Annotated in this window: 24 protein-coding genes and 1 tRNA gene; 16 read left to right on the plus strand and 9 right to left on the minus strand. The window is 47.2% G+C overall.

Features of this window, described 5'->3' with window-relative positions; translation table 11 throughout:
* The first annotated feature begins 113 nt into the window (after window positions 1-113).
* From JHJ32_RS13100 to JHJ32_RS13130, 7 genes are all read left to right on the plus strand, one after another.
* Complete coding sequence (locus JHJ32_RS13100; protein ID WP_200121240.1) at window positions 114-2,225, plus strand: SurA N-terminal domain-containing protein; 2,112 nt, start codon at window positions 114-116, stop codon at window positions 2,223-2,225.
* A 76-nt stretch (window positions 2,226-2,301) separates the two neighbouring features.
* Window positions 2,302-2,817, plus strand: coding sequence for a DUF2480 family protein (locus JHJ32_RS13105; protein WP_079717678.1), 516 nt, complete (start codon window positions 2,302-2,304; stop codon window positions 2,815-2,817).
* Window positions 2,818-2,859: 42 nt separating this feature from the next.
* The gene (locus JHJ32_RS13110) at window positions 2,860-3,654 is read left to right on the plus strand and encodes a DUF3108 domain-containing protein (protein ID WP_079717526.1); all 795 of its coding nucleotides are present in this window, start codon (window positions 2,860-2,862) and stop codon (window positions 3,652-3,654) included.
* 15 nt (window positions 3,655-3,669) lie between these two features.
* A complete protein-coding gene (locus tag JHJ32_RS13115; protein ID WP_079717677.1) occupies window positions 3,670-4,233 on the plus strand; it encodes a DUF3109 family protein in 564 nt (187 codons plus the stop codon).
* A 74-nt stretch (window positions 4,234-4,307) separates the two neighbouring features.
* On the plus strand, window positions 4,308-5,279 hold the full coding sequence (locus JHJ32_RS13120) for a polyprenyl synthetase family protein (protein WP_079717525.1): 972 nt from the start codon (window positions 4,308-4,310) through the stop codon (window positions 5,277-5,279).
* Window positions 5,280-5,281: 2 nt separating this feature from the next.
* Window positions 5,282-6,361 (plus strand): TerC family protein, encoded by a 1,080-nt coding sequence (locus JHJ32_RS13125; RefSeq protein ID WP_200121241.1) that lies wholly within the window; start codon window positions 5,282-5,284, stop codon window positions 6,359-6,361.
* Window positions 6,362-6,419: 58 nt separating this feature from the next.
* Window positions 6,420-7,886, plus strand: a complete 1,467-nt coding sequence (locus tag JHJ32_RS13130) for a M20/M25/M40 family metallo-hydrolase (protein WP_200121242.1) — start codon at window positions 6,420-6,422, stop codon at window positions 7,884-7,886.
* A 28-nt stretch (window positions 7,887-7,914) separates the two neighbouring features.
* On the opposite strand, the gene JHJ32_RS13135 is transcribed toward JHJ32_RS13130, so the two are convergent.
* Both JHJ32_RS13135 and JHJ32_RS13140 read right to left on the minus strand, forming a co-directional pair.
* Complete coding sequence (locus JHJ32_RS13135) at window positions 7,915-8,196, minus strand: GNAT family N-acetyltransferase (RefSeq protein WP_079717523.1); 282 nt, start codon at window positions 8,194-8,196, stop codon at window positions 7,915-7,917.
* A 42-nt stretch (window positions 8,197-8,238) separates the two neighbouring features.
* Window positions 8,239-10,380 (minus strand): prolyl oligopeptidase family protein, encoded by a 2,142-nt coding sequence (locus JHJ32_RS13140; protein WP_200121243.1) that lies wholly within the window; start codon window positions 10,378-10,380, stop codon window positions 8,239-8,241.
* Window positions 10,381-10,531: 151 nt separating this feature from the next.
* Between JHJ32_RS13140 and JHJ32_RS13145 the strand changes: the two genes are divergently transcribed.
* The 5 genes from JHJ32_RS13145 (at window position 10,532) to JHJ32_RS13165 (ending at window position 14,128) form a co-directional block, all read left to right on the plus strand.
* Window positions 10,532-11,290, plus strand: a complete 759-nt coding sequence (locus JHJ32_RS13145; RefSeq protein ID WP_200121244.1) for a UDP-2,3-diacylglucosamine diphosphatase — start codon at window positions 10,532-10,534, stop codon at window positions 11,288-11,290.
* Window positions 11,291-11,299: 9 nt separating this feature from the next.
* A complete protein-coding gene (locus JHJ32_RS13150; RefSeq protein ID WP_079717521.1) occupies window positions 11,300-11,629 on the plus strand; it encodes a multidrug efflux SMR transporter in 330 nt (109 codons plus the stop codon).
* Between the two features lie 152 nt (window positions 11,630-11,781).
* Entirely contained in the window at window positions 11,782-12,855 is a 1,074-nt protein-coding gene (gene prfA / locus JHJ32_RS13155) for a peptide chain release factor 1 (protein ID WP_079717520.1), read from the plus strand.
* A 66-nt stretch (window positions 12,856-12,921) separates the two neighbouring features.
* A tRNA-Asp gene (locus tag JHJ32_RS13160) sits at window positions 12,922-12,995 on the plus strand.
* 116 nt (window positions 12,996-13,111) lie between these two features.
* Entirely contained in the window at window positions 13,112-14,128 is a 1,017-nt protein-coding gene (locus tag JHJ32_RS13165; protein WP_200121245.1) for an SMP-30/gluconolactonase/LRE family protein, read from the plus strand.
* Here JHJ32_RS13165 and JHJ32_RS13170 read toward each other — a convergent pair.
* Both JHJ32_RS13170 and JHJ32_RS13175 read right to left on the minus strand, forming a co-directional pair.
* Window positions 14,125-15,759, minus strand: a complete 1,635-nt coding sequence (locus JHJ32_RS13170; protein WP_200121246.1) for an NADP-dependent glyceraldehyde-3-phosphate dehydrogenase — start codon at window positions 15,757-15,759, stop codon at window positions 14,125-14,127. The genes JHJ32_RS13165 and JHJ32_RS13170 overlap by 4 nt on opposite strands.
* Window positions 15,760-16,078: 319 nt before the next feature.
* Window positions 16,079-16,396: an HPF/RaiA family ribosome-associated protein gene (locus JHJ32_RS13175; RefSeq protein WP_139378694.1), complete on the minus strand. Its 318-nt coding sequence runs from the start codon at window positions 16,394-16,396 to the stop codon at window positions 16,079-16,081.
* 194 nt (window positions 16,397-16,590) lie between these two features.
* Here JHJ32_RS13175 and JHJ32_RS13180 point away from each other — a divergent pair, with 194 nt between their 5' ends.
* Window positions 16,591-17,337 (plus strand): rhomboid family intramembrane serine protease, encoded by a 747-nt coding sequence (locus JHJ32_RS13180; protein ID WP_079717514.1) that lies wholly within the window; start codon window positions 16,591-16,593, stop codon window positions 17,335-17,337.
* 72 nt (window positions 17,338-17,409) lie between these two features.
* Here JHJ32_RS13180 and mfd read toward each other — a convergent pair whose 3' ends face one another.
* The 3 genes from mfd to JHJ32_RS13195 all read right to left on the minus strand — a co-directional run bounded on the left by mfd (window position 17,410) and on the right by JHJ32_RS13195 (window position 21,795).
* Window positions 17,410-20,742, minus strand: a complete 3,333-nt coding sequence (mfd, locus tag JHJ32_RS13185) for a transcription-repair coupling factor (RefSeq protein ID WP_200121247.1) — start codon at window positions 20,740-20,742, stop codon at window positions 17,410-17,412.
* An 83-nt stretch (window positions 20,743-20,825) separates the two neighbouring features.
* On the minus strand, window positions 20,826-21,233 hold the full coding sequence (locus JHJ32_RS13190) for a hypothetical protein (protein WP_200121248.1): 408 nt from the start codon (window positions 21,231-21,233) through the stop codon (window positions 20,826-20,828).
* Window positions 21,234-21,243: 10 nt separating this feature from the next.
* Window positions 21,244-21,795, minus strand: coding sequence for an RNA polymerase sigma factor (locus JHJ32_RS13195; RefSeq protein WP_200121249.1), 552 nt, complete (start codon window positions 21,793-21,795; stop codon window positions 21,244-21,246).
* A 112-nt stretch (window positions 21,796-21,907) separates the two neighbouring features.
* Here JHJ32_RS13195 and JHJ32_RS13200 point away from each other — a divergent pair, with 112 nt between their 5' ends.
* The 3 genes from JHJ32_RS13200 to JHJ32_RS13210 all read left to right on the plus strand — a co-directional run bounded on the left by JHJ32_RS13200 (window position 21,908) and on the right by JHJ32_RS13210 (window position 23,747).
* Window positions 21,908-22,288 (plus strand): DUF6249 domain-containing protein, encoded by a 381-nt coding sequence (locus tag JHJ32_RS13200; protein WP_079717511.1) that lies wholly within the window; start codon window positions 21,908-21,910, stop codon window positions 22,286-22,288.
* Window positions 22,289-22,585: 297 nt separating this feature from the next.
* Window positions 22,586-22,963 (plus strand): hypothetical protein, encoded by a 378-nt coding sequence (locus JHJ32_RS13205; RefSeq protein ID WP_079717510.1) that lies wholly within the window; start codon window positions 22,586-22,588, stop codon window positions 22,961-22,963.
* 73 nt (window positions 22,964-23,036) lie between these two features.
* Window positions 23,037-23,747, plus strand: a complete 711-nt coding sequence (locus tag JHJ32_RS13210) for a hypothetical protein (protein ID WP_200121250.1) — start codon at window positions 23,037-23,039, stop codon at window positions 23,745-23,747.
* Here the strand turns inward: JHJ32_RS13210 and rfbB are convergent.
* Both rfbB and galE read right to left on the minus strand, forming a co-directional pair.
* Window positions 23,744-24,796, minus strand: a complete 1,053-nt coding sequence (gene rfbB, locus JHJ32_RS13215; protein ID WP_200121251.1) for a dTDP-glucose 4,6-dehydratase — start codon at window positions 24,794-24,796, stop codon at window positions 23,744-23,746. The two genes, JHJ32_RS13210 and rfbB, sit on opposite strands and share 4 nt — an antisense overlap.
* A 58-nt stretch (window positions 24,797-24,854) precedes the next feature.
* The coding region (gene galE / locus JHJ32_RS13220) for a UDP-glucose 4-epimerase GalE (protein ID WP_200121252.1) at window positions 24,855-25,886 on the minus strand (1,032 nt) is incomplete at its 5' end.

Consider the following 25,886-nt stretch of genomic DNA (forward strand, 5'->3'; position numbering starts at 1 on the left):
TTTGATAAAAGTCGTATCTTGCGCCTCATTTTGAAAAAGGCGGGGGACAACCACCTGAAAACAAGATTTGACATAATAAATAACAGCTTAACAGAAACAGTTTTATACAGGCTATGGGATTAATGAATTATTTGCGCAACCGTGCGGGAGTGATTATCGTTGTTTTTATCGGTTTCGCGATTTTTGCGTTTTTGTTGGGAGACGTAATTAACTATGGGACACCATTTTGGGCGCGCCATCAAAACCAAGTTGGCAGTATTAATGGTGAATCTATCGACATTAATGAATTCAATGCGCAAGTAGACCAGACCTCAGAGATGTTTCGTCAACAAATGGGAGGAGGTACACTGAGTCCGCAGATGAGATCATGGGCCGTACAACAGGTATGGGGCCAATACCTTAATCGCGAGTTATTGAAGCGTGAGGTGGAACGAATCGGACTTGCTGTAGGACGGACTGAATTGAATGACCTTGTACAGGGCGACAATCCAGCTATGCAAATCCAACAAGCTTTCCGAAACCCGCAAACCGGGCAATTTGACCGCGCTCAACTTACCTCCTTCATTTCTCAGGTAGGTACACTTCCGCAAGGCCACGAGGCTCACGGTCAATGGGAGGCTTTATTGCAAAATGTCATTGACGAACGGTTAAGTGCTAAGTATACCAACCTGATAAACAACAGCATTTATATAACTTCACTGGAAGCTACTGAAGAGTACAATCAACGAAACAAGTTGGCTAATTTTGAGTATGTGCTTTTGGACTACGACAGTGTAGCGGACAGCGCTGTAACCGTTACTGAGCAAGATTATAAGGAATATTACAACGAAAACAAAGGTGTATTTAAGAACCCTGAAGAAACCCGTAGCCTTGAATTTGTTGTCTTCGATGCAAGTCCAACTGCGCAGGATACCGCACGGGTACGAACAACCATCGACGAGTTGAAAGCGCAACTCGCCGAATCCACTACAGATTCCTTGTTCGCTGCAGTCAATTCAGACACCAAATATCCATACATCTTTCGTAAACAAGGCGAATTCACGCCTGCACTAGATACATTGGTGTTTAATGCACCGTTGGGCACCGTAGTTGGCCCCGTACTTTCCAACGGCCGGTTTGAAATTGCCAAAATAGTGGAGACGAAGGTTGGCCCTGATTCGGTAAAAGCCAGCCACATTCTGCTTAACCCGGCGACAGAGGGCGGAACGGACCGCGCAAAAGCGAAGGCAGACTCCATTAAAGGACTCATTGAAAAAGGCGAGAGCTTTGCTGCATTGGCGGTACAGTTCAGCGTTGACGAAGGAAGCAAAATTAACGGCGGGGAACTCGGCACGTTTGGACGGGGTCAGATGGTCCCTGCTTTTGAAAACGCCGCTTTTGATGCTCGCAAAGGAGACGTTGTCATAGCTACGTCTCAATTCGGCATCCATATCGTCAAAGTAGAGGACCAAATAGGCTCATCCCGTGTGGTGAAAGCCGCCATCATTGACAAACAAATCAATAGTGGCCGGGAGACGATGGATGCCGCTTATAGTAAAGCTAACCAATTTTTCGGAGCGCTCCGTTCAAACAATTTTCAGGAGACCGCTACACAGCAAGGGCTATCCGTATTGAAGGCCAATGATATCACGGCGATGGAAACGATGTTGAGCGGCACTGAAGTACCCCGTGAGCTTGTTCGTTGGGCATTTGAGGCTGACAAGGGCGATGTTACGGACAAAGTGTACGAATCTGACACAAAATATATCGTCGCGCGGGTCACTGATATTCACAAGAAGGGCCAATTGCCGCTGGAGGCTGTCAAAAGCGATATCGAAAGCGTAGTACGCAACCGGGTAAAAGCCAAGAAGCTGATCGCCCAAGCAACGGAAGCTGCCAACGGCGCCACTAGCCTTGCTCAAATTGGCCAGAAATTAGGTAAGACACCTACGCTGGCGGAGAACATTGTATTCGCAAACCCAGTAATACCAGGAGTAGCGCAGGAAAATGCCGTTGTTGGTACCGTCTTTGGATTACAACCTAAGCAGCCTTCCAAGCCCATAAGAGGCTCCCAAGGGGTGTATATTGTTGAGGTCACCGGATTTGTCAATCCAGCTGCTCCGACTGATTTGAGTGCTCAAAAGCGCCAAATGACACAGTCGCTGGCTCAGCGCACCTGGTCGCTAGCGTTCCGTGCGCTGCAAGATAAAGCTGATATTGAGGACAACCGAGCGAGGTTCTTTTAGTAAGTCTGCATCGAACGTTATTTTTCGTAACTTTGTATCCGGATAGCGGCAGACGTTATCCGGATTTTTTATGATTATGGAAATACAGGAAACTATCGTCAATAAAGTTGCTCAAAGTGGCTTGGTCACCGTAGACCTTGCTCATTTTGCTCCCCAGGGCGATCGGGTGCTCTACGATATCAAAGACAATTTATTTCATGGACTCATCCTGCGGGAAAAGGATTTCAGGGAGTTTGTCAAAACCCATGATTGGGCGCAATATACGGGAAAATATGTGGCCATTACCTGTACGGCGGATGCGATTGTTCCGACATGGGCCTATATGCTATTGGCTAACCGTCTGGCACCTTATGCTGAAGAGGTTGTTTTTGGGGATCTCGCCACGATGGAAACCCTGCTATATGAAAGAGCATTAGCACATGTAGACATGGAAGTATACCGGGACCAGCGTGTGGTGGTCAAAGGGTGTGGTGATATCGAGGTTCCCGAATCGGCCTTTGTCAAATTTACCGCTATGTTGAGTAAAGTCGCGAAAAGTATCATGTATGGCGAACCGTGTTCTACCGTACCGGTATTTAAGCGTAAGGCGTAAACGTATGGTTAAAAGCGGCATTTTATTTGTAAGGAATAGCGCATGAAGAGAACGCTCGCCTTTATCTGCTTTTGCTTTGGCGTGGCGCTGTTTGCCAATGCGCAATCTCTCCCCTATCTAAAAGAATCTGCTTTCAAAGCAGGAGAGGAGCTCCGTTACCGGCTACGCTATGGCGTGATATCTGCCGCTACCGGTACGTTGACTGTTGAAGATTCAAAAATCAAATTCAGCAGCCCTCACAGTTTTCACCTTTCGGCAAGGGGGCGTACATCCAATGCATTCAGCATTTTTTACACGGTAGATAACCGGTATGATTCATATATCGATTCCCGAACGTTTTTACCGCATTATTATACAGAAAATATTCGGGAAGGTAATTATCGCCGCACAGATATCGTCCGTTTCGACCATCGGAATCGCACAGTACAGGGAAATAAGGGAACATTCAAAAGCGAATCCGCCCAGACATTCGATTTGCTTTCTGCTTATTACTTCTCGCGAAACCTGGACTTATCCAACGTCAAACCCGGGCAATCATTTACCATGACCTATTTCCTGAATGATGAAATTGCCACGCTTGGTATTGAATACGTTGGTATTGAGAGCGTGAAAACACCGTTAGGCACGCTCGAATGTTTGAAATTCAGCCCCGAAATCACTCCCGGAAGAATATTCAGGAAAGATAGCCGGCTGTATTTATGGGTCACCAACGATGGGAACCGCATCCCGGTAAAAGCACAAGTGGAAATATTGATAGGCTCCGTTACGTTGGAGCTGAGCGAGGCCACAGGATTGAAGTATCCATTAGGACAAAAAGTGCAGGGTGTATCCAAATAAAGTGAATCGACCATGATGATTGAAGTAGGCTCCGTATTGGTCAGTGAAGAATTGGTTAAAGAAGAATTTGTATGCAACCTGAGCAAGTGCCGCGGTGCATGTTGCGTGGAAGGCGACGCTGGTGCTCCGTTGCAAGAAGACGAATTGGCTGTACTGGACGGTATTTATCCCAAGGTGAAACCTTATATGACGAAAAAGGGCATTGCCGCGGTCGAAGAATTCGGCACGCACGTCGTCGACGCCGACGGCGATCTCACGACACCTTGTGTAGATGGCCATAAAGAATGCGCCTATGTGACTTGGGAAAACGGCATCACCAAATGTGCTATTGAAAAGGCGTACGAAAAAGGGGAAATCAGTTGGAAAAAACCTATTTCCTGCCACCTCTACCCTATCCGTACTACGGCATACCCTGAGTTTGACGTACTGCACTATGACCGCTGGCACATTTGCCAACCAGCTTGTGCCCTTGGCCGGGAACTCCAGATGCCCGTGTATACGTTTCTGAAAGACCCGCTTATCCGCAAATATGGCCAGGAATGGTATGACGAGTTGGAAGAATCGGTAGCCCTGCTATAGGTTATGAAAATATCTTAGTATCTTGCGCCGGTTTTTAATCAACAGGTTTTATCCGTGGCTGCCGACCGTTTTACATGCTCAAACTAAGCGAAATACAGAAACCCATTGCCGCCGAATTGGCAATTTTCGAGGACAAATTCAAAGAATCGATGCGCAGTTCGGTTCCTTTGCTCGATCGTATCACGCATTATATTGTCAAACGAAAAGGCAAACAAATGCGCCCCATGTTTGTCTTTTTTTCGGCAGGGCTCTGCGGGGCCATCAACGACGCCACACACCGGGGAGCTGCGTTGGTTGAGCTTTTGCATACCGCAACGCTGGTGCATGACGACGTAGTGGATAATGCCAATGTACGGCGGGGTTTTTTCTCAGTAAACGCATTGTGGAAAAACAAGATTGCCGTGCTCGTGGGTGACTTTTTGCTGGCCAAAGGACTGTCGCTCTCTATCCGCAACAGCGATTTTAAATTGCTCGAAATCGTTACCCATGCCGTTGAACAAATGAGCGAAGGCGAACTGCTCCAGATTGAAAAAGCCAGACGCATGGATATAGAAGAACCCGTGTATTTCGAGGTTATCCGGCAAAAGACCGCCTCCCTGATTGCTTCATGCTGTGCATGCGGCGCAGCGTCGGCAGGTTCCGATGGTTCAACCGTCAATAAAATGCACTTGTTCGGCGAAAAGGTAGGCATAGCCTTCCAAATTAAGGATGACCTTTTTGACTTTGGGATTGATGACGTAGGAAAGCCGTTGGGAAATGATATTAAAGAAAAAAAGATCACCCTACCGTTGATTTATGCATTGAAACAAGTAAGCAAGTCTGAAAAGCGTTATATCATCAATTTAGTAAAAAATCACAACGAAGATCATCAAAAGGTGAACGAAGTGATCGCCTTTGTCAAAGCCAATGGCGGCATGGAATATGCTACTTCGCAAATGCTGACCTATCAACAGGAAGCCTTTGACATCCTCGCCCAGTTCCCGTCCAGTCCATATCGAGACGGGTTGGAGCAACTTGTAAGATACACAACTGAACGAAATAAATAACCATGAGTCACGAAATCCTGTTCTTTGGAGGTTTTCTACTTTTTATCATACTAATGCTGGCCATAGACCTGGGCCTCTTCAGTAAAAGTAATAAACCGGTGAGCTTTAGACAAGCTGCGATAATGAGTGCGATATGGGTGACCTTTGCCCTCGGCTTCTACGTGGTTTTACGGATATGGGGCTACGAACTCCATGATATCCAAGATTTCGATCGGTTAACGGAGATAACAAAACGACACCTCCATAATATCCGGTTGATACCAGGTGATTTTGAAACCAGCCTTGCGTTGTATAATAAGAACCTTGCGCTCGAGTACATCACCGGATACGTGGTAGAATACGCCTTATCAGTAGACAACATCTTTGTCATGGTATTGATTTTTACTTCTTTCGGGGTGCCGGCACAGTATTACCATAAGGTATTGGTTTGGGGCATCATTGGTGCTATCGTGCTGCGCTTCCTGTTTATTTTTTTGGGGGCGGCGTTGATTAGCCAGTTTGGATGGATCCTTTACCTTTTTGGCTTCTTCCTGGTCTACACCGGAATTAACATGTTTTTACATCGCAGCGAAGAGGAAGAAATTGATCCCAAAAACCACAAGGTGGTCAAATTTGCTTCTAGGTATTTTTCCGTGTATCCTACATTCGTCGGCGGCAAATTCTTTCACAGGGAAAACGGGAAAAAATACATCACGCCACTCTTTTTGGTGCTATTGGTCATCGAGTTTACCGACTTGATATTTGCTGTAGATTCCATTCCGGCTATTTTTGCCGTCACGAAAGATCCCTATATTGTCTTTTTCTCCAACATTTTTGCCATTCTGGGATTACGTTCCATGTTTTTCCTGCTGGTCAATATTATCCACAAATTCCATTACCTAAAAACTGGGCTTTCCTTTCTCCTGGTGTTTATCGGTGCGAAGATGCTGCTCCATCACTGGCTTGACGACTGGGGTTTCACCACTTCTCATTCACTGATTATCATCATTTCGATATTAGCCGTCAGCGTGGTCGCATCACTTATTTTTCCTAAAAAAGAAAAGCAACACCCTAAAAATGAAGCTGGAAAGAACGCGTTTTAAAGTAAAATCGTACATTCGTGCGTCAAAGCTAATCAAACACATGCGTATCAGTTATATAATGAAAAAAGGCAGCTTTACCTTGCTGCTATTCACCTGCCTGCTTAGCAGACATAATTTATTTGCACAGCAACAGGCTGACTTGGAAACGGCATTCAGGCAGATTAATGCCGAAGTGTTGAGCCATTCCGAGGCTTATGTCCGTCTTGGTGAGTCGATACAACAAATCGGCCACCGCCTCACCGGCTCACCCAATGGCGCCAAAGCCGAGCAATATGTGTTTGACTTGCTTAAAGCCTACGGATTTGAAGAGGTGGCTTTTCAACCATTCGCCATCAACGGCTGGGCCCGTGAAAGTCTCGATCTGCGAGTAGGGTCGCCAGGAAATCTGCAACCGGTAAAAGCAGTCGCATTGGCCAGCACGCCTGTGTCCGCCCAGGTCTCTGGCGAACTGGTGGATATGGGCAATGGATTGGAGAGTGACTATGCAGCCAATCCGGAGCGGGCTCAGGGAAAGATCGTCCTTGCGGCACTACATTTGCTTCCCAATTCACCCCAGGGCACTAAAAACCTACACCGATCTTCCAAAGCTGCGCTTGCCATAAAATATGGAGCCAAGGGCATCATTCTATTTAATAGTGTGGCCGGTGGCACGTTACTCACTGGGACAGCCTCCATTACCGGAGACCTGCTGACTATTCCCGCACTATGCGTTGGACTTGAAGAGGGCAATAGGCTCAAAGCCCGCATTGCCGAAGGCCGGCAGGAGGCGACCATCGAGATGAAGAATAAAGCAGGCAAGATGCAAGCCCGCAATGTAATCGCCCGGATTACCGGCAGCGAATTGCCCAATGAGAAAATCGTAGTGGGCGGCCATTTGGATAGCTGGGATCTCTCCCCAGGCGCGGTAGACAATGGTTTAGGAGCTTTTTCGGTACTTGATATGGCACGGACGTTTATGGCTTTGGGTATCAAACCGAAGCGCACTATCGAATTTGTGCTGTTCATGGGTGAGGAACAGGGACTACTTGGCTCAAAGGCCTATGTTCAACAGGCTATGAGCAATGGCACACTCGACCAAATCCGTTTCATGCTCAATTTTGACATGACCAACGACCCAAAGGGCTTTTATGCAACACTTGAGGGAAACAGGGCGCTATTTGAAGAAATCGGCCATAGCGCAGCTCGGATTGACACAACGTTTAAAGGTACGTTTTCAGCTACCGCTGGACTTTACAGCGACCACCAGCCGTTTATGTTGCAAGGCATTCCCACAGGAGGGGCAGACGGCAGCACATTAAGTCGCGAAGCACTCAATTGCTACCATGCGGATTGTGACGTCTTTGAGTTGGTAAACGAACAGCAGATGAAAAACACGGTGCGGTTTTGCAGTATGCTGGTATATGGTTTGGCCAATACCAATGAAATCCCGGTCAAGCGACTTTCTGATGCTGAAGTCAAGCAATTGATGGTCGACAACAACCTGGAAGAGGCGTTACGTTTAGGAGGAGACTGGCGCTGGGACTGAAGTAACAGTAAGCGTTAAGCTTACTGCCTTAAAACAGTATATCCCTTATCGCGGGCGTCCTGTCAAATACACGTTTAGCGTAAGTACACAACGGCATAACGCGAAGACCGTTTTCCCGTGCAAAAGACACGCCCGCCATCACCAATTGCTTGCCTACTCCTTTACCTGAAAAGTCAGGATTCACCTCGGTGTGATCAATGATAAACTTATTGCTGCCCGCCCAAGTATAAGTCATAAGACCGACTTCCTCGCCATCAATGATTGCCCTGAATAGGCCTTTTTTGCCGTTATCGTCCCGTTGAATTTCCATGTTGTTATATATATTTATACATTGCCAGCATCATTCCATATGTCACTCAACATAAGGTGTCCCCGTATTCTGGAATAGAAAGGCCCACTTGTCTGCCTGTTCGGCAATGACCATGGCCGTCGGTTTGCCCGCCCCATGCCCTGCTTTGGTTTCAATACGGATCAATACCGGATTTGATCCCGCATGGTATGCTTGCAGGCGCGCCGCAAATTTAAAGGAATGAGCAGGCACGACACGATCGTCATGATCTGCCGTAGTAACAAGCGTAGCAGGATAGGCCGTACCTTCCCTTAGCGCGTGGTAAGGTGAATACGCATAGAGATACCTGAACATCTCCTCATTATCGTCGGCCGTACCATAATCGTACGCCCAACCTGCGCCTGCCGTAAATTTGTGATAACGCAGCATGTCCATCACGCCCACAGCAGGGAAAGCCACCTTAAATAGTTCAGGCCGTTGTGTCATAGCAGCCCCCACAAGCAGCCCGCCATTCGAACCGCCTGCAATGCCAAGTTTTTCCGGCAATGTGTATTTTTCGCTGATCAAGTATTCGGCCGCCGCAATAAAATCATCAAATACATTTTGCTTTTGGAGCTTAGTGCCTGCAAGGTGCCATTTCTCGCCATACTCACCACCGCCCCTCAGGTTGGCCACGGCATATACACCACCCTGTTCGAGAAGAATAATGTTTGAAGTACTGAATGACGGCGTAAGACTGATGTTGAAGCCACCGTATCCATACAGTAAGGTTGGATTATTACCATCCAATTCCAGCCCTTTTTTGTGGGTGATGATCATGGGCACCTCGGTTCCATCCTTGGACGTATAAAACACCTGTTTGGACTCATATTGGGTTGGATCGAAATCCACTCCCGAAGCTTTATATAATGTCGATTTGCCCGATGCGATATCATACTTAAAAATCGTGGGCGGATACACGTAAGAAGTAAACGAATAATACAGTTCCTTATCTTCCGCCTTAGCGCCAAACCCGCCAACCGACCCCACATCCGGCAATTCGATGGTGCGCTCCAGCTTACCGGTCCGATCATATTGCTGCACCAAAGATGTCGCATCCTTGAGGTAATGTGCAAATAGCTTGCCACCGCCGGTCCTTGGGCTAAGTACGTTATCCGTTTCTGCAATCAAATCCACCCACTTTTCAGGTCGGGGATCCTCCGCATTTACCGTGACGATTTTCCCATTCGGCGCATTAAGGTTAGTGTAAATAAACAACTTATTGCCGTCATTATCGATAACGGCATGGTCTTTTTCGAAATTATCTACCACATTTACTATTGGGCTTTCCGGTTTGGATAGATCCTGAATATACAACTCCCCTCCACTCGTTGTATTCGCTGCCGAAATAACGAGAAACCGCTCATCCTCTGTTAGGTATCCGCCGACATAACGTCGTGGCGTGCTGGATGCTCCAAAAATGAGTATATCTTCGTTTTGGGGTGTATTAAGCCGGTGGAAATACAGCTTATGCTGGTCGGTAATACCAGAAAGTGTGCTTCCGTCCTTCGGCTTGTCGTAGCTGCTGTAGTAGAATCCTTCATTACCCCGCCAGGCAAGGCCGCTAAACTTCACATCGACCAAGGTGTCGCCAATTACGGTTTTATCGTCTGCCCGAATCGCTACGACCTTCGTCCAATCGGACCCGCCCTCCGAAATTTGGTAAGCAACCAAGCTTCCATCTTTGCTGAATGCGATACCAGCTAAAGAAGTTGTGCCGTCTGTCGAAAACTTATTGGGATCAAGGAAAACCTCTACTTCGCCGTCTTCCCCTTTTTGGCGATACAGAACACTTTGGTTTTGCAAGCCGTCGTTTTTATAAAAATAAGTATAATCCCCTTCCCTGAACGGTGCAGAGAATTTTTCATAGTTCCATAGTCTCTCCAACCGTTTATAAATTGCATCACGGTAGGGAATCTGTTTGAGATAATTATTCGTGACTTCATTCTCTGCATCCACCCAAGTTTTCGTATCGGCGGCAGTATCATTTTCGAGCCAACGGTACGGATCAGGCACTGGGACACCAAAATGATTAGTTACCACATCGCCTTTTCTAGTCTCCGGATAGGGTAGTAATGTAATCGCTGGGGCAGGATCAATGGTCTTTTGGTTTTGACAGGCTGTCACCAGTGTGGCCAGCACAAGGATGTTGACGTTTTTGTTCATACGGAATGGTTTAAATCCATCGTGGATTCCTTTACTACAAACGTAGATAAATTGTGCTTGATTTGCAAATAGCGGGCGGCATTCCGGCATACGGAAGCCCGCGATTGATCTTTTTGCGTTTGAATCCATTTTTAGCTATGTTTGGCTGCACATGGCGATACGCGACAAGATATATTTTGCTTCAGATTTCCACCTAGGCGCTCATCCCCGTTCGACGACGCGCGAACGAGAATCCAGGATTGTCCGTTGGCTGGATGCCATCAAAGCCGATGCAGACGAACTTTATCTGATGGGCGATATCTTCGACTTTTGGTTTGAGTATGCCACCGTGGTGCCCAAGGGCTATATTCGGTTTCTTGGCAAGCTAGCTGAACTCGCCGATCTGGGTATCAAAATCACGCTCTTTAAAGGAAACCACGACATGTGGATGTTTGGCTATTTAAAACACGAGATCGGAGTTGAAATCATAGACAACGAGTTAATTATAGAACGGAACGGCAAAACATTTTACATGCACCATGGCGACGGATTAGGTCCCGGCGATAACAAGTACAAACTACTGAAGAGAATATTCAGAAGCAAAGCATGCCAATGGCTTTTTGCACGGCTGCATCCCAATCTGGGAATAGGTATCGCCCAGCGATGGTCTGCCCACAGCCGTGCCGCTTCCGGAACCGATGAAGTATTTCTCGGGGAAGACAACGAGTGGTTGATTGTATATGCCAAGTCCATCCTTGCGAATCGGCACTACGACTATTTTGTCTTTGGCCACCGCCACCTGCCTTTAGAGGTTGACTTACCCAACGGCAGCAGGTATGTAAACCTCGGCGAATGGATAAACCACAATACCTATGCGGTATTTGATGGTGAAAGATTGGAATTAAAAAAATGGCTAACCTCATCGCTATAATTGTATATTATGAATTGGATCATCTTAATTATTGCCGGGCTTTTTGAAGTGGGCTTTACGGCAAGCCTCGGCAAAGCGAAGACAACAACTGGCATGGAGTCCGTTTGGTGGTATGGCAGCTTTGCCCTTTGCCTTACCTTAAGCATGGCCCTATTAATACGGGCTACCCAAACGCTGCCGCTCGGCACGGCCTACGCCGTGTGGACCGGTATTGGAGCGGTGGGCACCGTGTTGGTCGGAATCATATTCTTTAAAGAACCAGCTACACTATGGCGACTGGTGTTTATCACTACCCTTATCGGTTCCATCGTGGGGCTTAAGGCAGTATCACCGCATTAAGTCTGGCATCCCGCCGATTTTTCATCCATTAAAAAAACCGGTAAAAAAGCGTACTTTTGTACACATTTTTGTGATTTCGTTTCCCGGCCCTCGTTGCACTGTTGGGGTGAAGCAGGAGCTAAGGCGAAGCGCAAGCACCAAACACATTACGTATGTTAGAAAAGTTAAAAGCCATAAAAGATCGTTGGGAAGAGGTAGAGCGCGAACTAAGCAGTCCTGAAGCCATCAACGACATGAAACGGTTTGCTCAGCTCAATAAAGAATACAAGGATTTGGGAAGAATCGTAGAGCAGTATCATATCTATAAGAATATGGTCAGCAACATCGACACCAATAAGGATATCCTTGCCAATGAGAAAGACCAGGAGCTGCGCGAAATGGCTAAGGAAGAGCTGGATATTCTTTTGGAGCAAAAAGAGGCGAAGGAAGAAGAGATTCGTTTGATGCTCATCCCGAAAGATCCGGAAGACGCTAAAAATGCCATCCTTGAAATCCGCGGCGGCACTGGGGGCGATGAAGCAGCGCTATTTGCCGGCGACCTCTACCGCATGTATACTCGCTATTTCGAAAAGAAAGGATGGCGTGCAGAAGTCATGGATGTAACCGAAGGTACTGCGGGTGGTTACAAGGAGGTGATCCTGAAAGTAACTGGCGAGGATGTCTATGGACAACTAAAATATGAATCTGGTGTACATCGGGTACAACGTGTGCCGGATACAGAAACCCAAGGGCGTGTGCACACATCTGCCGCGTCAGTAGCTGTACTTCCTGAAGCGGAGGAAGTGGATGTAGAAATCAATCCAGCGGATATTGAGATGCAGACATCTCGATCAGGCGGCGCAGGCGGTCAGAATGTAAATAAGGTAGAAACCAAGGTACAGCTCACTCATAAACCTACGGGCATTGTTGTCGTTTGCCAAGTGGAGCGCTCGCAACTGGCGAACCGTGAATTGGCCATGGAAATGCTGCGTTCAAAACTGTATGAGCTTGAAGTGCAGAAAAAACACGGCGATATTGCCGCTAAACGCAAAACCATGGTCTCCACCGGCGACCGTTCTGCAAAAATCCGGACATACAATTTTCCACAGGGTCGGGTTACCGAACACCGCATAGGGCTGACGATGTACAACCTTCCAGCCATCATGGATGGTGATATTCAGGAGGTTATTGATGCGCTTCAATTTGCAGAAAATGCAGAGAAAATGAAGGAGGGGGCAACGCTCTAATTATTTTAAAAAAAATGTTTGCAAATAGAGAAAACACGCTATATTTGCAGTCCCAAACGGGAAGTAGGTCTGGTAGTTCAGCTGGTTAGAATACATGCCTGTCACGCATGGGGTCGCGGGTTCGAGTCCCGTCCAGACCGCCGAAAAACAAAAAAGGGTATCCAAAACGGATGCCCTTTTTGTTTTCGAACATGAACCGAAATCGTACCTTTGTTTAACCAACGAACACCAAGAAGGTAAAAATATAGACAGACAGATGAAACCGTTCCTTATCTTAAGTGTTTTATTCGTGGCGGTAGCCTGCAACAACACACAACCCTCCGAGCAAATGAAATACAACACAACAGGCAGTATCGAACGACTTGATTCCGCATTGGACGCTATCATTGACACCGATGCAAAGGCTGAAATCATTGCGGAAGGCTTCGATTGGAGCGAAGGGCCGCTGTGGGTAGAAAGCGAACAAATGCTGTTGTTTTCAGACGTACCAACCAACACCGTTTATAAATGGACGGAAGAAAACGGCACGGAAGTTTACTTGCGGCCCAGCGGCTATACCGGGTCGAAGCCCAATCTGAGCAAAGAACCCGGCAGTAACGGCCTACTGCTGGATAACGAAGGGAGCCTTGTTCTTTGCCAACACGGCGATCGGCGGATGGCCAGAATGAACGCAAGACTAGACCAGCCCGAAGCTACGTTTACAACATTGGCCGACACCTACAACGGCAAGCGCTTCAATAGTCCGAACGATGCGGTATATAACCATGCTGGCGACCTGTTTTTTACTGACCCTCCTTATGGACTGCCAGCGCAAAATGACGACGACCCAGCTAAAGAAATTCCCTTTAACGGCGTATACAAAGTAAAGCCGAATGGTGAAGTGATCCTATTGGCCGATAGCATCACAAGGCCGAACGGAATCGCGTTTTTTCCCGATCAAAAAAAATTGCTGGTCGCTTGTTCCGACCCCAATGCGGCCAACTGGTATGTACTTGATGCTGAAGATAATACACTGGAATCGCCCACTTTATTTTATAGTGCTACTGATGAACGGGATGGATTGAAAGGCCTTCCCGACGGGCTGAAGATTAATAAAAACGGGACCGTATTTGCGAGCGGTCCCGGGGGCATATGGATATTCAACTCAGCGGGAAAAGTACTCGGAAAAATAAAATTAGATGAAGCAGCATCCAATGTGGCCTTATCTGCCGATGAAAAAACCGTCTACGTGACCAACGACATGTACGTCCTACGGATCAAACTGAAACCCTAAAAAATATAATCCGTACTCAAAAAGTTGGAGTTATGTTCCCGGACAATGGCATTAAACAGGTGTTTATTAGGCTTCGTTACTTTAGTCGCTACCAATGAACGTATCGAGAATGACCGCAAGGCATCAAATACCGATAGCGTACCTTCCGCACTGTCTTTCCTGCCTGTAAACGGAAAGACGTCGGGTCCCCGCTGCGCCTGACAGTTGATGTTCACGCGGCTGACAAGGTTTACAAAAGAATCGATGAGTTTGGCCACTTCAACCGGATCTTCGCTGAATATGCTTACCTGCATACCGTGCGAAGCATTTACCTGGTATTTGATAGGTTCTTCGATGCCATCAAAAGGCACTACGGGAATCACAGGGCCAAATTGTTCTTCATGATATAGTCTCATCTTTTCATTGACGGGATACACCACGGCGGGAAATACAAAGGAGGCCTGGGTATACCCACCGTTTTCATTAACTACGTGAGCACCTTTAGCCAACGCATCGTCAATACACCCACGGAGATAAGCCGGTTTGTTCGGTTCAGGAAGGGGAGTGATTTTCACATCTTTCTCCCATGGCAATCCCGGCTTCAGCGCTGACACAGCGGCATTCAGCTTTTCGACAAACTTGGCTGCTATTTCTTTCTGAACAAATATTAGTTTCAGTGCAGTGCAACGTTGCCCGTTGAAGGAAAGTGCACCTAATATGCATTCGCTTACCGCTACATCGATGTCTGCATGTCTAGTCACAATTGCAGCATTTTTTGCATCGAGACTCAATATCGCACGTAGGCGGTTTACTTTTGGATGCAATTTTTTAAGTCCGTTGGCCACCTTGCTTGATCCGATGAAGGCCAGCACACTGACCTTGCCACTTTCCATGATTGGTCGAATAATTTCGGAGCCCTTGCCGTACAACGTGTTCACCGTTCCTTTTGGAAACGCTTCCTTAAACGCCTTAAGTAGTGGATAATGGGCTAAAACACCGTGCTTAGGCAACTTAAAGAGTATGGTGTTGCCCATGATAAGCGCCGGTATAAGCGTTGTAAATATTTCGTTCAGTGGATAATTGAACGGCCCCATGCTTAACACCACCCCCAACGGAGCCCGTCTTATCTGGGCAATGGTACCCTCAGCTTGTTGAAAGCGTGACGACTCCCGGTCCAGATCTTTCAATGCGTCAATCGTATCGTTTATGTAATCAACCGTACGATCAAATTCCTTGGCTGCATCTGGTAGTGTTTTTCCGATTTCCCACATCAACAGTTTGACAACCACGTCACGTTGCTGTACCATAAGGTAGACGAATTGCTGCATGCATTGAATCCGCCCTTCCACTGACATCGTCGGCCATTGACCAAGCCCGTTATCATACGCGGCAAAAGCGGCGTCCAGCGCTTCTAAAGCTTCCTTTGGACTAGTATCCGGTACACTACCCAATAATTTCCGTTCAAGTCCATTCGAAGTAGGAATACATACCGGAGAATAAATATTCGTAACAGCACCGTCCCAGGGCACTAGCTTTCCATTTAATAAATATTCCCGCTGATGAATTTCAGGGACAATGTATGCTTCCGGTATGCTGTTTTCATCTTTGAATATTCCAGACAGCGTACCCCCAGTGACGTGTTGTTGTTCCATAGTTTTATGAATCTGTTAAAAGAACCCGCTATTTAAACGACATATTCAAATTTAAAGAATTTATTCGTCCGGCGGTACTGTTTTGTCTAACGGACATTTGTCGCCGGTCGCTATGCTATCGCTTTTGGGTGGGTCTTCAACTGAACAACGTTCGTATACCGGGCTCTTCACAGCTCAATACCCATGCCAACGGCCGGGCTGACCAAGGGTATTGACAGGAAATCCATTACTTCGATATTCCCCTAGGGGTACGTGTATAGCTTCTTCCTGATGATTAATACCACCGAGGCTCCCTATCGGGAAGAAGCACCAACCTGGGCTACGAGTGACTCTTCATTTTATCCGTACGCGTCCTTAAGAGCTGAATCACTTTATCTGATGCCTGTTTAAACGCCACATCAATGTTGTCTGCCGTCGCCGTTACGGCTTCAGGGTTCAAGCCCTTGATGCGCACTTCTATCGTACAACGTTTGTCGTTACTCCCCTGTTTGCCGCTATTTTCATCAGCCAGAAAGACTTCAAGACGGGTAACAAATTCGGCAAAATGTGATAGCGAATCATTCAAACTCGTCGTAATCTTGCTGATAAAACTTTCGCTTACCTCGATGTTTTTGTCAGAATTAACTTGTATAGTCATAACTTGTTTTTTTGCGATAATACAAATAAGAATTTTAATCGATGTCACCATTTTTCATGATAACGTCAAAAAGTCAACCAAAACCCTTCTTCAGATCAACACCCAAACGTTGATGCGCGAAAGTTCATTAAAAATGAGCACCATCGCATATCGTAAACAAACAATCTTTATCTTCGTCCTGTTAGACATTTTATATGCTACTGCCCATAGGAGACGAAAATCACGACCGGAGATCATTCCCCTTCATCAATTATTTACTGATTGGCATAAACATTTTTGTTTTTGTCTTTTTCCAAGGTTTCGGTTATAATATCCAGTTCACGTTTTCCTATGCCACTATCCCTGCAGAGATATTGACAGGAAAAGACATTGTTACGGAAAGCCAGCTCGTCGTTGACCCGATTTCGGGCACGTCTTTTGAAATGCCCGGATTGCAACGCACCGATATACCGGTATTTTTGACACTCATTACAGCCATGTTTATGCATGGGGGTATAGGGCATTTGGCCGGAAACATGCTCTACCTTTGGATATGTGGAGACAATGTAGAGGATAGACTTGGCCATTTCAGGTACTTGATTTTCTATTTGTTATGCGGTATTCTGAGCGGCCTAAGCCATGTATTCACCACCCTGTTTTTTGGTCAGAATCTATTGACCCCATGTTTAGGTGCGTCAGGGGCAATCTCGGCCGTCCTTGCGGGTTATATGGTACTTTTTCCTCGTAAACGCATCACCATTTGGATGTTTTTCCTGGTCTTTTCTGTCCCAGCTATTGTAGCGATTGGCTTATGGTTTTTGTTTCAGGTCAGCAATGGCCTCGGCGCTTTAGGCGGCGAGCAAGCCGGAGGCGTAGCCTATGCCGCTCATATCGGCGGTTTCATCGCGGGATTATTGTTGGTCAATCGGTTCAGGAAGCGCATTACTTATGCTCGTGCCTGAACTACGCCGGCACATAGCCCCCAGAGACAGTGGTCATACTCGCTATTACCAACGTGACGGCGACAGTTCCGTTTAAGCTGCCATGTCCCTCAAAATATCGATGGCCTGATTGATATCAGGCACATGCTCAAAGGCAATGCGGAGAGCGCCCTTTACTTCTTTCAGGTTGCAAATGGTAGGGTTTTGTTGCACGAACTGGAGCACCTTACCAAAGCGGTCACTTTCGAAATAGCCGGGATTGGTAGCAAAGTAACCCCGCAGCAAATTGCTTTTGTAGGAGATTTTCTCCAATCCAATTTCCCGGCCCAACCATTGGAGGCGCAAGGTATTGAGCAATTCTTCCACTTGGCGTGGTACTGGTCCAAAACGGTCCCGAAGCGACTGCTTGAATGCATCGAGCTGCTGCTCGTTTTCCAATTTAGCAATTTCGTTGTACAGATTATAGCGCTCGGCGACATTGGTCACATACTCATCCGGAATAAGCACCTCCAGATCGGTATCAATTTGAGTAAACGGCACGAACTCGCGCGGCTTTACGTCATCGAACAAATCCGAAAACTCGTCATCTTTCAACTCCTGTATTGCCTCATCCAATATCTTATGATACATTTCAAACCCAATTTCGGCGATGAACCCACTTTGTTCAGCCCCCAGCAGGTTGCCACTGCCTCGGATATCGAGGTCGCGCATGGCTACGTTGAAGCCACTGCCCAACTCGGAAAACTCCTCAATCGCACTGAGTCGCTTATATGCCTCCGAAGTAAGCGTGGAAAGCGGCGGGCTCAGCAGGTAACAAAACGCTTTCTTATTGGTACGCCCTACACGGCCACGCATCTGGTGCAAATCGCTTAAGCCAAACATATGGGCATGGTTGATGATGATCGTATTGGCGTTGGGGATATCCAGCCCGGCCTCAATGATGGTAGTAGCTACCAGCACGTCGTAGTTGTGATTGATAAATTTGAGCATTACATCTTCCAGGGCATCGCCTTCCAGCTGCCCGTGAGCCACGCCTACACGGGCATCAGGCACCAGTTTCTTGATGAGATTGCCCAACTGCGGCAGGTCAGCCACGCGGTTGTGGATGAAAAATACTTGCCCGCCACGTTCAATTTCATAAGACACGGCTTCCTGTATCAAGGTCTCATTAAAAACGTGCAGCTCAGTCTGCACCGGTTGCCTGTTAGGCGGCGGGGTATTGATGATACTCAAGTCGCGTGCACCCATTAGCGAAAAATGCAACGTACGTGGTATAGGTGTGGCGGTAAGTGTGAGCGCATCCACATTTGCACGAAGTTGCTTGAGCTTCTCTTTGACGCCTACCCCGAACTTTTGTTCTTCGTCCACGATCATTAAGCCGAGATCCTTAAATTTGACATCCTTGCTCACCAAGCGATGCGTACCGATGATAATATCCAGTTTACCATCGGCCAGCCGGGCCAAAGTTTCCTTGATCTCTTTGGTAGTCTTAAACCGGTTGATATAGTCAATCGTGCACGGAAAGCCCTTAAGCCGCTCGGAAAATGTACGGTAATGCTGCATAGCCAAAATCGTCGTCGGTACGAGTACCGCCACCTGTTTGCTATCCGCTACGGCTTTAAATGCTGCTCTAATGGCGACCTCCGTCTTGCCGAAGCCCACATCACCACACACTAATCGATCCATCGGGTGGGGCGATTCCATGTCACGCTTCACATCTGCCGTTGCCTTCTCTTGGTCGGGCGTATCTTCATAGATAAAAGACGCTTCCAACTCGGTCTGCAAGTAGGTATCAGGGCTAAAGGCGTTGCCGGTCTGTGCCTTGCGCTGGGCGTAAAGCTTAATTAGATCCCGCGCGATGTCCTTAACTTTTTTTTTAGTGGTTTTCTTGAGCTTGTCCCACGTATCAGTCCCCAATTTGTTCATTTTGGGCACTGTCCCTTCCTTGCCTGTATATTTGGAAATACGGTTCAGCGAGTTGATATTGACATACAGCAGGTCATTGTCGGCATACACCAGTCGAATCATCTCCTGCATCTTTCCATTGACCTCGACTTTTTCCAACCCCGCATATTTGCCGATGCCATGATCGATATGAGTGATATAATCACCCGGTTTTAGCTCACGCAACTCTTTGAGTGTAATTGCCTGCGATCGCTCATATCCTTTTTTTCGCTTGTATTTATAATAGCGGTCAAATACTTGGTGGTCCGTATAACAAGCAATCCCCAGCTCGACATCCAAAAATCCTTCCCTCAACGCCGTATTGATAGGCGTAAATGTCACCGACTTATCCAAGTCCTCCAAGATGGCCAGTAGGCGTTCAATTTGTTTGGGTGAGTCGGCAAAAATACAGTTTTGGATCTGCGCTTTCTCGTTTTCCTTAAAGTTATGGATGAGCAAGCTGAAGTCTTTATTAAAGGACGGCTGCGGCCGCTGATCAAACGCAATAGTTTCGGTTGGCTGGTAAAAAAACTGCTTACCAAACTCCACCACCGCAAAGTCGTGCAGCATAGCCGCGAGGTTCTTTTCGTCGATGAAACTGTACCGTGGGTCTATCCACTCCGGATTTTGCTGTTTGTCTGCGTCAGGGAGAGCCTTCCACAACTCACCGGCGCGCTTGTACCCTTTGGCCATCACATCCAGCGTGAACTGCACATCTTCAAACCAGATTGCTGAATCTGCCGAGATGTATTCCAGTAACGAGATATTTCCCTCGGTGAGGAACTTGGCCTGGACGTTCGGCACAATCGTCACGGTATGTATCTTGCTCACCGAAAGCTGGCTCTCCACATCAAATGTGCGGATGCTTTCTATATCATTGCCGAAAAACTCGATGCGGTAGGGCAGATCATTGGAGAACGAAAAGATATCCACAATGCCACCCCGGATGGCATACTGCCCCGGCTCGTATACGAAGTCTACACGCTCAAACTCATACTCCTGCAAAAATTCGTTTATAAATTCGATATCCAGGTTGCTACTTTGGGTGATTTCAAGCGTATTCTTTTCCAAATCCTTCCGGTTGATCACCTTCTCGGCCAATGCCTCGGGATAGGTGACCACCATTTTGGGCAGTTCGGTCGTATGATTAAGCGTGCTGAGTGTTTCGGCACGCTGCAAGACGTGCGCACTGTCAGTCTGCGTGAAGTCAAAGGCTTTGCGATAAGATGCTGGGAAAAATAACACTTGTCTATCCAGCAAACCTTCCAAATCACTCAGAAAGTAAGAAGCGTCTTCGTGGTTGGGCAACACAAAAACCATGGGGCGTTCCTGCAGCTGATAACATGCCACCGCTACCATCGCATCTGCTGACCCGATTAGTCCGCGCAGCCGGATTCTCGGGTTTTTGCCGTGCAATGCCTTCGCTAAAGCGCGTATATTGTCGCTTTGCTGATACCTCGCTAAAATGTCACCTATACCCACGTCTAAAAACGGGGCAAAGGTACGGAAAAAATTGGCGATACTAAACTAAAAATGTCATCAGGGTATGATGCCGGAAGACCCTATCACCTTTTCCATACCCACTTCCGATCTGCAAATTGGATGGCGCATACCGCAAGGATTGCGAACCCTATAATGGGCAAATATGTCCTGAACCAAAGCAAAGCTGCTCTAAACCGCGGCAAATCCACCACGTAATAAAACACGGCTATCGCTATCAATCCGCAGCCGACGCCGACAATGAGGTTAAGCGCATCCGTACGACGATCCTTTTTTTCCTGTAGTAGAACGACCTGTGCCATCACCTCATCCGCCAGCCCGATGGGCTGTTCGTGGTTTGCCACGGATGCTTCCTGAGCAAGCGATTCGAAGAGCTGTGTGTAAGCACCGATATCCGTCGCGGTGAGCGGCCGTTGTTCGGCTCCGGCTTGTTCGTCCAGTAGTTTGCTCAATTGTTCATTTGTCAATTTCATAAGCTTCCTCCTATTTTACCAGGTAAGCCAATTTGTCCTTTAGCAATTTCCTTGCCCGGAACAAGTGGCTCTTTATCGTACCCTCCGACAAGCCCGTGATTTCTACAATTTCCTGATAAGAATAATCATCGATGTGAAAAAGATTAACCACTAGCCGATAATTTTCCGGCAACTGGTCAATCATTTTCAAAATAAAAGTACGCATTTCTTTTTGATCCAAGGTCTGTCCGGGATGCGCTGTGCTTGCGAGCGTGTCGCGGTAGTCTTCGGTACGGTCAATGAGCGACTCCCTATGCCTTACACTTTTAAGGTAATCCAAGCTGGTGTGATAAGCAATCCGAGCAATCCAAGTAGAAAGCTTGCTTTCCTGCTTGAAGTGTTTGAGATTTTTATACACCTTAATAAATACCTCTTGACAGACGTCTTTCACGTTTTCCTCGTCCTTGATCACCCGCCGTACCATGCTCAACACCAATCGCTCATTCATACTAACCAGCAACCTGAATGCATGCAGGTTCCCTGCATTAATTTTCGCAATCAGTTCGTGGTCCGAATACATCATTGCCCGTTAGACGATATCGGATAACCACAGGTTTCAAAAAAAGAAAATTAAAATAATTGCAACTTTCTTCGGTTACGAATCGTCACACGGGCAACATTAAAATTTAATTGACATGAATGTCCATCTTGTACCAATCCTGTTGACAGGAATCGTATTCTTCACTGTCGCATACATAATCGAAACGATATTAAAATATCGTCTGCGCTCGCGTATTGTCGCCTCAGGCCTCACCGACGAGCGATTCATCAAAGGGCTGTTTTCCAGCAGAGCAGACAATAAGGCAAGTTCGCTGAAGTGGGGGCTTATCCTGCTGTTTGCGGGTATCGGGCTTATCGTGCTCGAATATGTGCCGTACGAATACGATTCGCCCCTACCCTATGGCATCGAAGGTACGTTTATTGCACTGGGCTTCCTGATTTATTTCTTTATCGTGAATGGAAAACGAATCAGGCAGACACACACTGAACACTCCAGTACCGAGCGTGATTTTTGACCGCTTAAAAGCAGGCTGAGCCGTGCGATTTGTTTTTCGAAACTTTCATACGTCTTTCACGGTTTGACCGCCGACTACCTGAAGCTACAACGCACCGCAGCACGGAGGAGTCAGCTGGCTATCAGCCTGCGGTCGGCTTGCGGTAAGGGCGCGCAAAACAGCGAGCTGACAGCCAGCCCACGGCACTTAGATAGCCCTGCGCCGCGCAGCAGTCTAACAGCAGTCGGGGAGCAGTCTAGCCCTGTGGCATGAGCTTTGCCTTTTTTCCTGTAAAACAAAAAAAGAAAGGTTATACAGATGAAAAATCAAATGATCATGTTTGGAGGATTGGTAATAGCTGCCTTGATGTTTTTAGTTTCATGTGACAAGGATACTGATCCTGCTGATAGGGACCTGTTTGTAGGCACCTACGAAGGTACAATAACCTTCAACGACAACGAGCGGACCATCGCTGATGAAGATGGCCGTGTAACGGTAACAAAAGTCGGTGATTCTTATACCTTTGTCTTCGGTAGCGGTATACCGGATCTTACCGGTGTGCGCTTCGAAAGTGGCGATAACAATACCTATGTCAGTATTGGAGACGGACTCACGGGCATTACCATTACTGCAAGTTCACTCAACATGCTGGTAACGAACGACCGCGGCACTTGGACCGCGGATTGCAGCCGGTAATTTTAGTAAAAAGGGGCGATCATAGATAAAGATCGCTCCTTTTTTACTATTTTGCAAACGCATAGGAAATTGTATGGAAAGCGTGACATTGCGTAAACAAGACAAGACAATACGGACAAATGGCTGGACAGTAAAAGCCGATTGGCCCAACCGCATCGTTAAGGCTTCGCTAATGGTTATCGGCATATTGTTTCTTACCGCGTCATGCACGTTGGATAAACAAGCTAAAGCATTGAAGGCTTTGGAGAAATGCCGTTATGAGTTTGTATCAGCTGATAGTATATTTTTGGCTGGCACGGATATTAATAAGTTTGTTGCGAATGGTCGGATAGATGTAAGCCGTCTTCCTGGCGTAGCGCTGGGATTCTTAAACCGAGATGTCCCACTTTCGGGCATACTGAATATCCAAATCACCAACCCAACGAGTAACCTCGCTGGAATTAACCAATTTGCCTATAAAATAGCGATCGAAGATAAGGAAGTGCTTGACGGCACCTCGGATTTACCGATAGCAATACGCCCAGGGGAAACAATCACCGTACCGGTAAAATTGCAGACCAATGTGTATAAATTCCTTTCAGACAAGCAGACACTGGATAAGCTGCTTTCATTTATCCAACGTGCACAAAGCGGGGCAACGGATGAAAAAATCAACTTAACCTTCAGTATCAAACCCACGCTTGCATTAGGCAATAAACAAATTAACTACCCGGGTTACATCCGGATAGACAAGCAGGTCGATGCTAACCTACTCATCAGCAACGGAATTATACCTTCGCACTAACGGCTTGTGTATTGCTCCTCGTAGTATTGCTGGTAATGGCCGGAAGTAACGTCTTGCAACCATGCTTCATTGGCTAAATACCAATCGACTGTTTTTTCCAGCCCTTCTTCAAACTGCAAACTGGGTTCCCAACCGAGATCCCGCTTCAGCTTTGTTGCGTCGATGGCATAGCGAAGGTCATGGCCGGCACGGTCTTTCACGAAGGTAATCAACTTGGCTGATTCACCTGCTGCCCGCCCCAATTTGCGATCCATAATATTGCAAAGCAATCGAATGAGGTCTATGTTTTTCCATTCGTTGTGCCCGCCAATATTATAGGTCTCGCCCGATGCCGCCTTGTGAAAAATCACATCAATTGCACGAGCATGATCTTCCACCCACAGCCAATCACGTACATTCTCCCCCTTACCATATACCGGCACGGGCTTGTTGTTCTTGATATTATTGATTGCCAACGGGATAAGCTTTTCCGGAAAATGATGCGACCCATAATTGTTAGAGCAGTTAGAAATGACGGTATCAATACCATAAGTATCGTGATAGGCGCGTACAAAATGATCCGAAGAAGCCTTGGAGGCCGAATAAGGGGAATGCGGATCGTATTTGGTCTCCTCCGTGAACATGCCGGTATCGCCCAAAGCTCCGTATACCTCATCTGTAGATACATGGTAAAACCGATGCGCAGGGTAAGCGCCCTGCCAATGTTTCCGGGCAGCATTCAATAGCACGACTGTACCCACCACGTTGGTCAATACAAAGTCTATCGGGTTGCTTATCGAGCGGTCTACATGCGATTCAGCCGCGAGGTGGATGACAGCATCCGGTTGTTCTGCGGTAAACAAACCATCGATAAATTGTGCATCGGTGATATCCCCTTTGACAAACCGGTAATTTGGTCGATCTTCTACATCGCGAAGATTGGCCAGATTACCGGCATACGTGAGGTTATCGAGATTAATGATTTGGTAGTCCGGATAAGTCGTTACGAATCGGCGCACCACATGCGATCCGATGAAGCCGGCGCCACCTGTTATGATGATTTTCTTCATTTATGACATACATTTTTCAGGCGCAAGAAGCTTACCTGAATTATTTCACCTTGCAAAATTAATCCTTTAGGGGGTTATCCTTCAAATACTGCTCCCATTTCCATGCCGAACGCATCATTTCTTCGATACCCAGCTCCGCTTTCCACCCCAATTCGGTGGCCGATTTGGATACATCGCCCCATACCTGTTCTACGTCGCCAGCACGACGGGGACCTATCTGATAGTTAAGCTTCACACCCGTAGATCCCTCAAATGCCTTGATAACTTCCAGCACGGAATTGCCCCTACCGGTACCGATATTAAAGACATCGTAGTTGCCGTTCGGATTGCCTTTTTCGAGTAACCTGATGGCTGCTACATGTGCTTTAGCCAGATCGACCACATGGATGTAATCACGGATGGCTGATCCATCCGGCGTGTTATAGTCATTTCCGAATACCGTGATGGGGCCCCGCTTGCCGATAGCGCTCTGTGTAATGAATGGCACCAGGTTCTGCGGCACGCCCAGTGGTAACTCACCAATAAGCGCACTTTCATGGGCACCCACCGGATTGAAATACCGGAGGGATATTATGTTATAGTTGTTGAAGGCCGCAGCGGTCTCCGCCAATATTTCTTCAGCGATCTGCTTTGTATTACCATAAGGAGATTCTGCCCGTTTCACAGGGGCTGCCTCCGTGACAGGCAACGTATCGGGCTGACCATACACTGTACAGCTGGACGAAAACACGAAATTCACGGGCTTGCCCTGATAGGCATTCAACAGGTTGATAAGCGAAAAAAAGTTATTGTGATAATATTTCAGTGGCTCGCGTACAGACTCTCCTACGGCCTTATATGCGGCGAAATGAATAATCCCCGTGATGCTGGGATGATCGGCAATGAACTGCCTGACTGCCGCCTCGTCACAAAGGTCGAACTGATGAAACTCCGGTTTGATGCCGGTAATTTTACGGATTTGTTCCAATACGCCGATGTCCGAATTGGATAGATTGTCGATGATCACGGGTGTATAGCCCGCCTGCTGCAACTCGACTACGGTATGGGATCCAATATAGCCTGTACCCCCTGTTACTAATATTTCAGCCAT

The sequence above is a fragment of the Parapedobacter sp. ISTM3 genome (genome assembly GCF_016533505.1).
In the GTDB taxonomy this organism is placed as follows: Bacteria; Bacteroidota; Bacteroidia; order Sphingobacteriales; family Sphingobacteriaceae; genus Parapedobacter; species Parapedobacter luteus.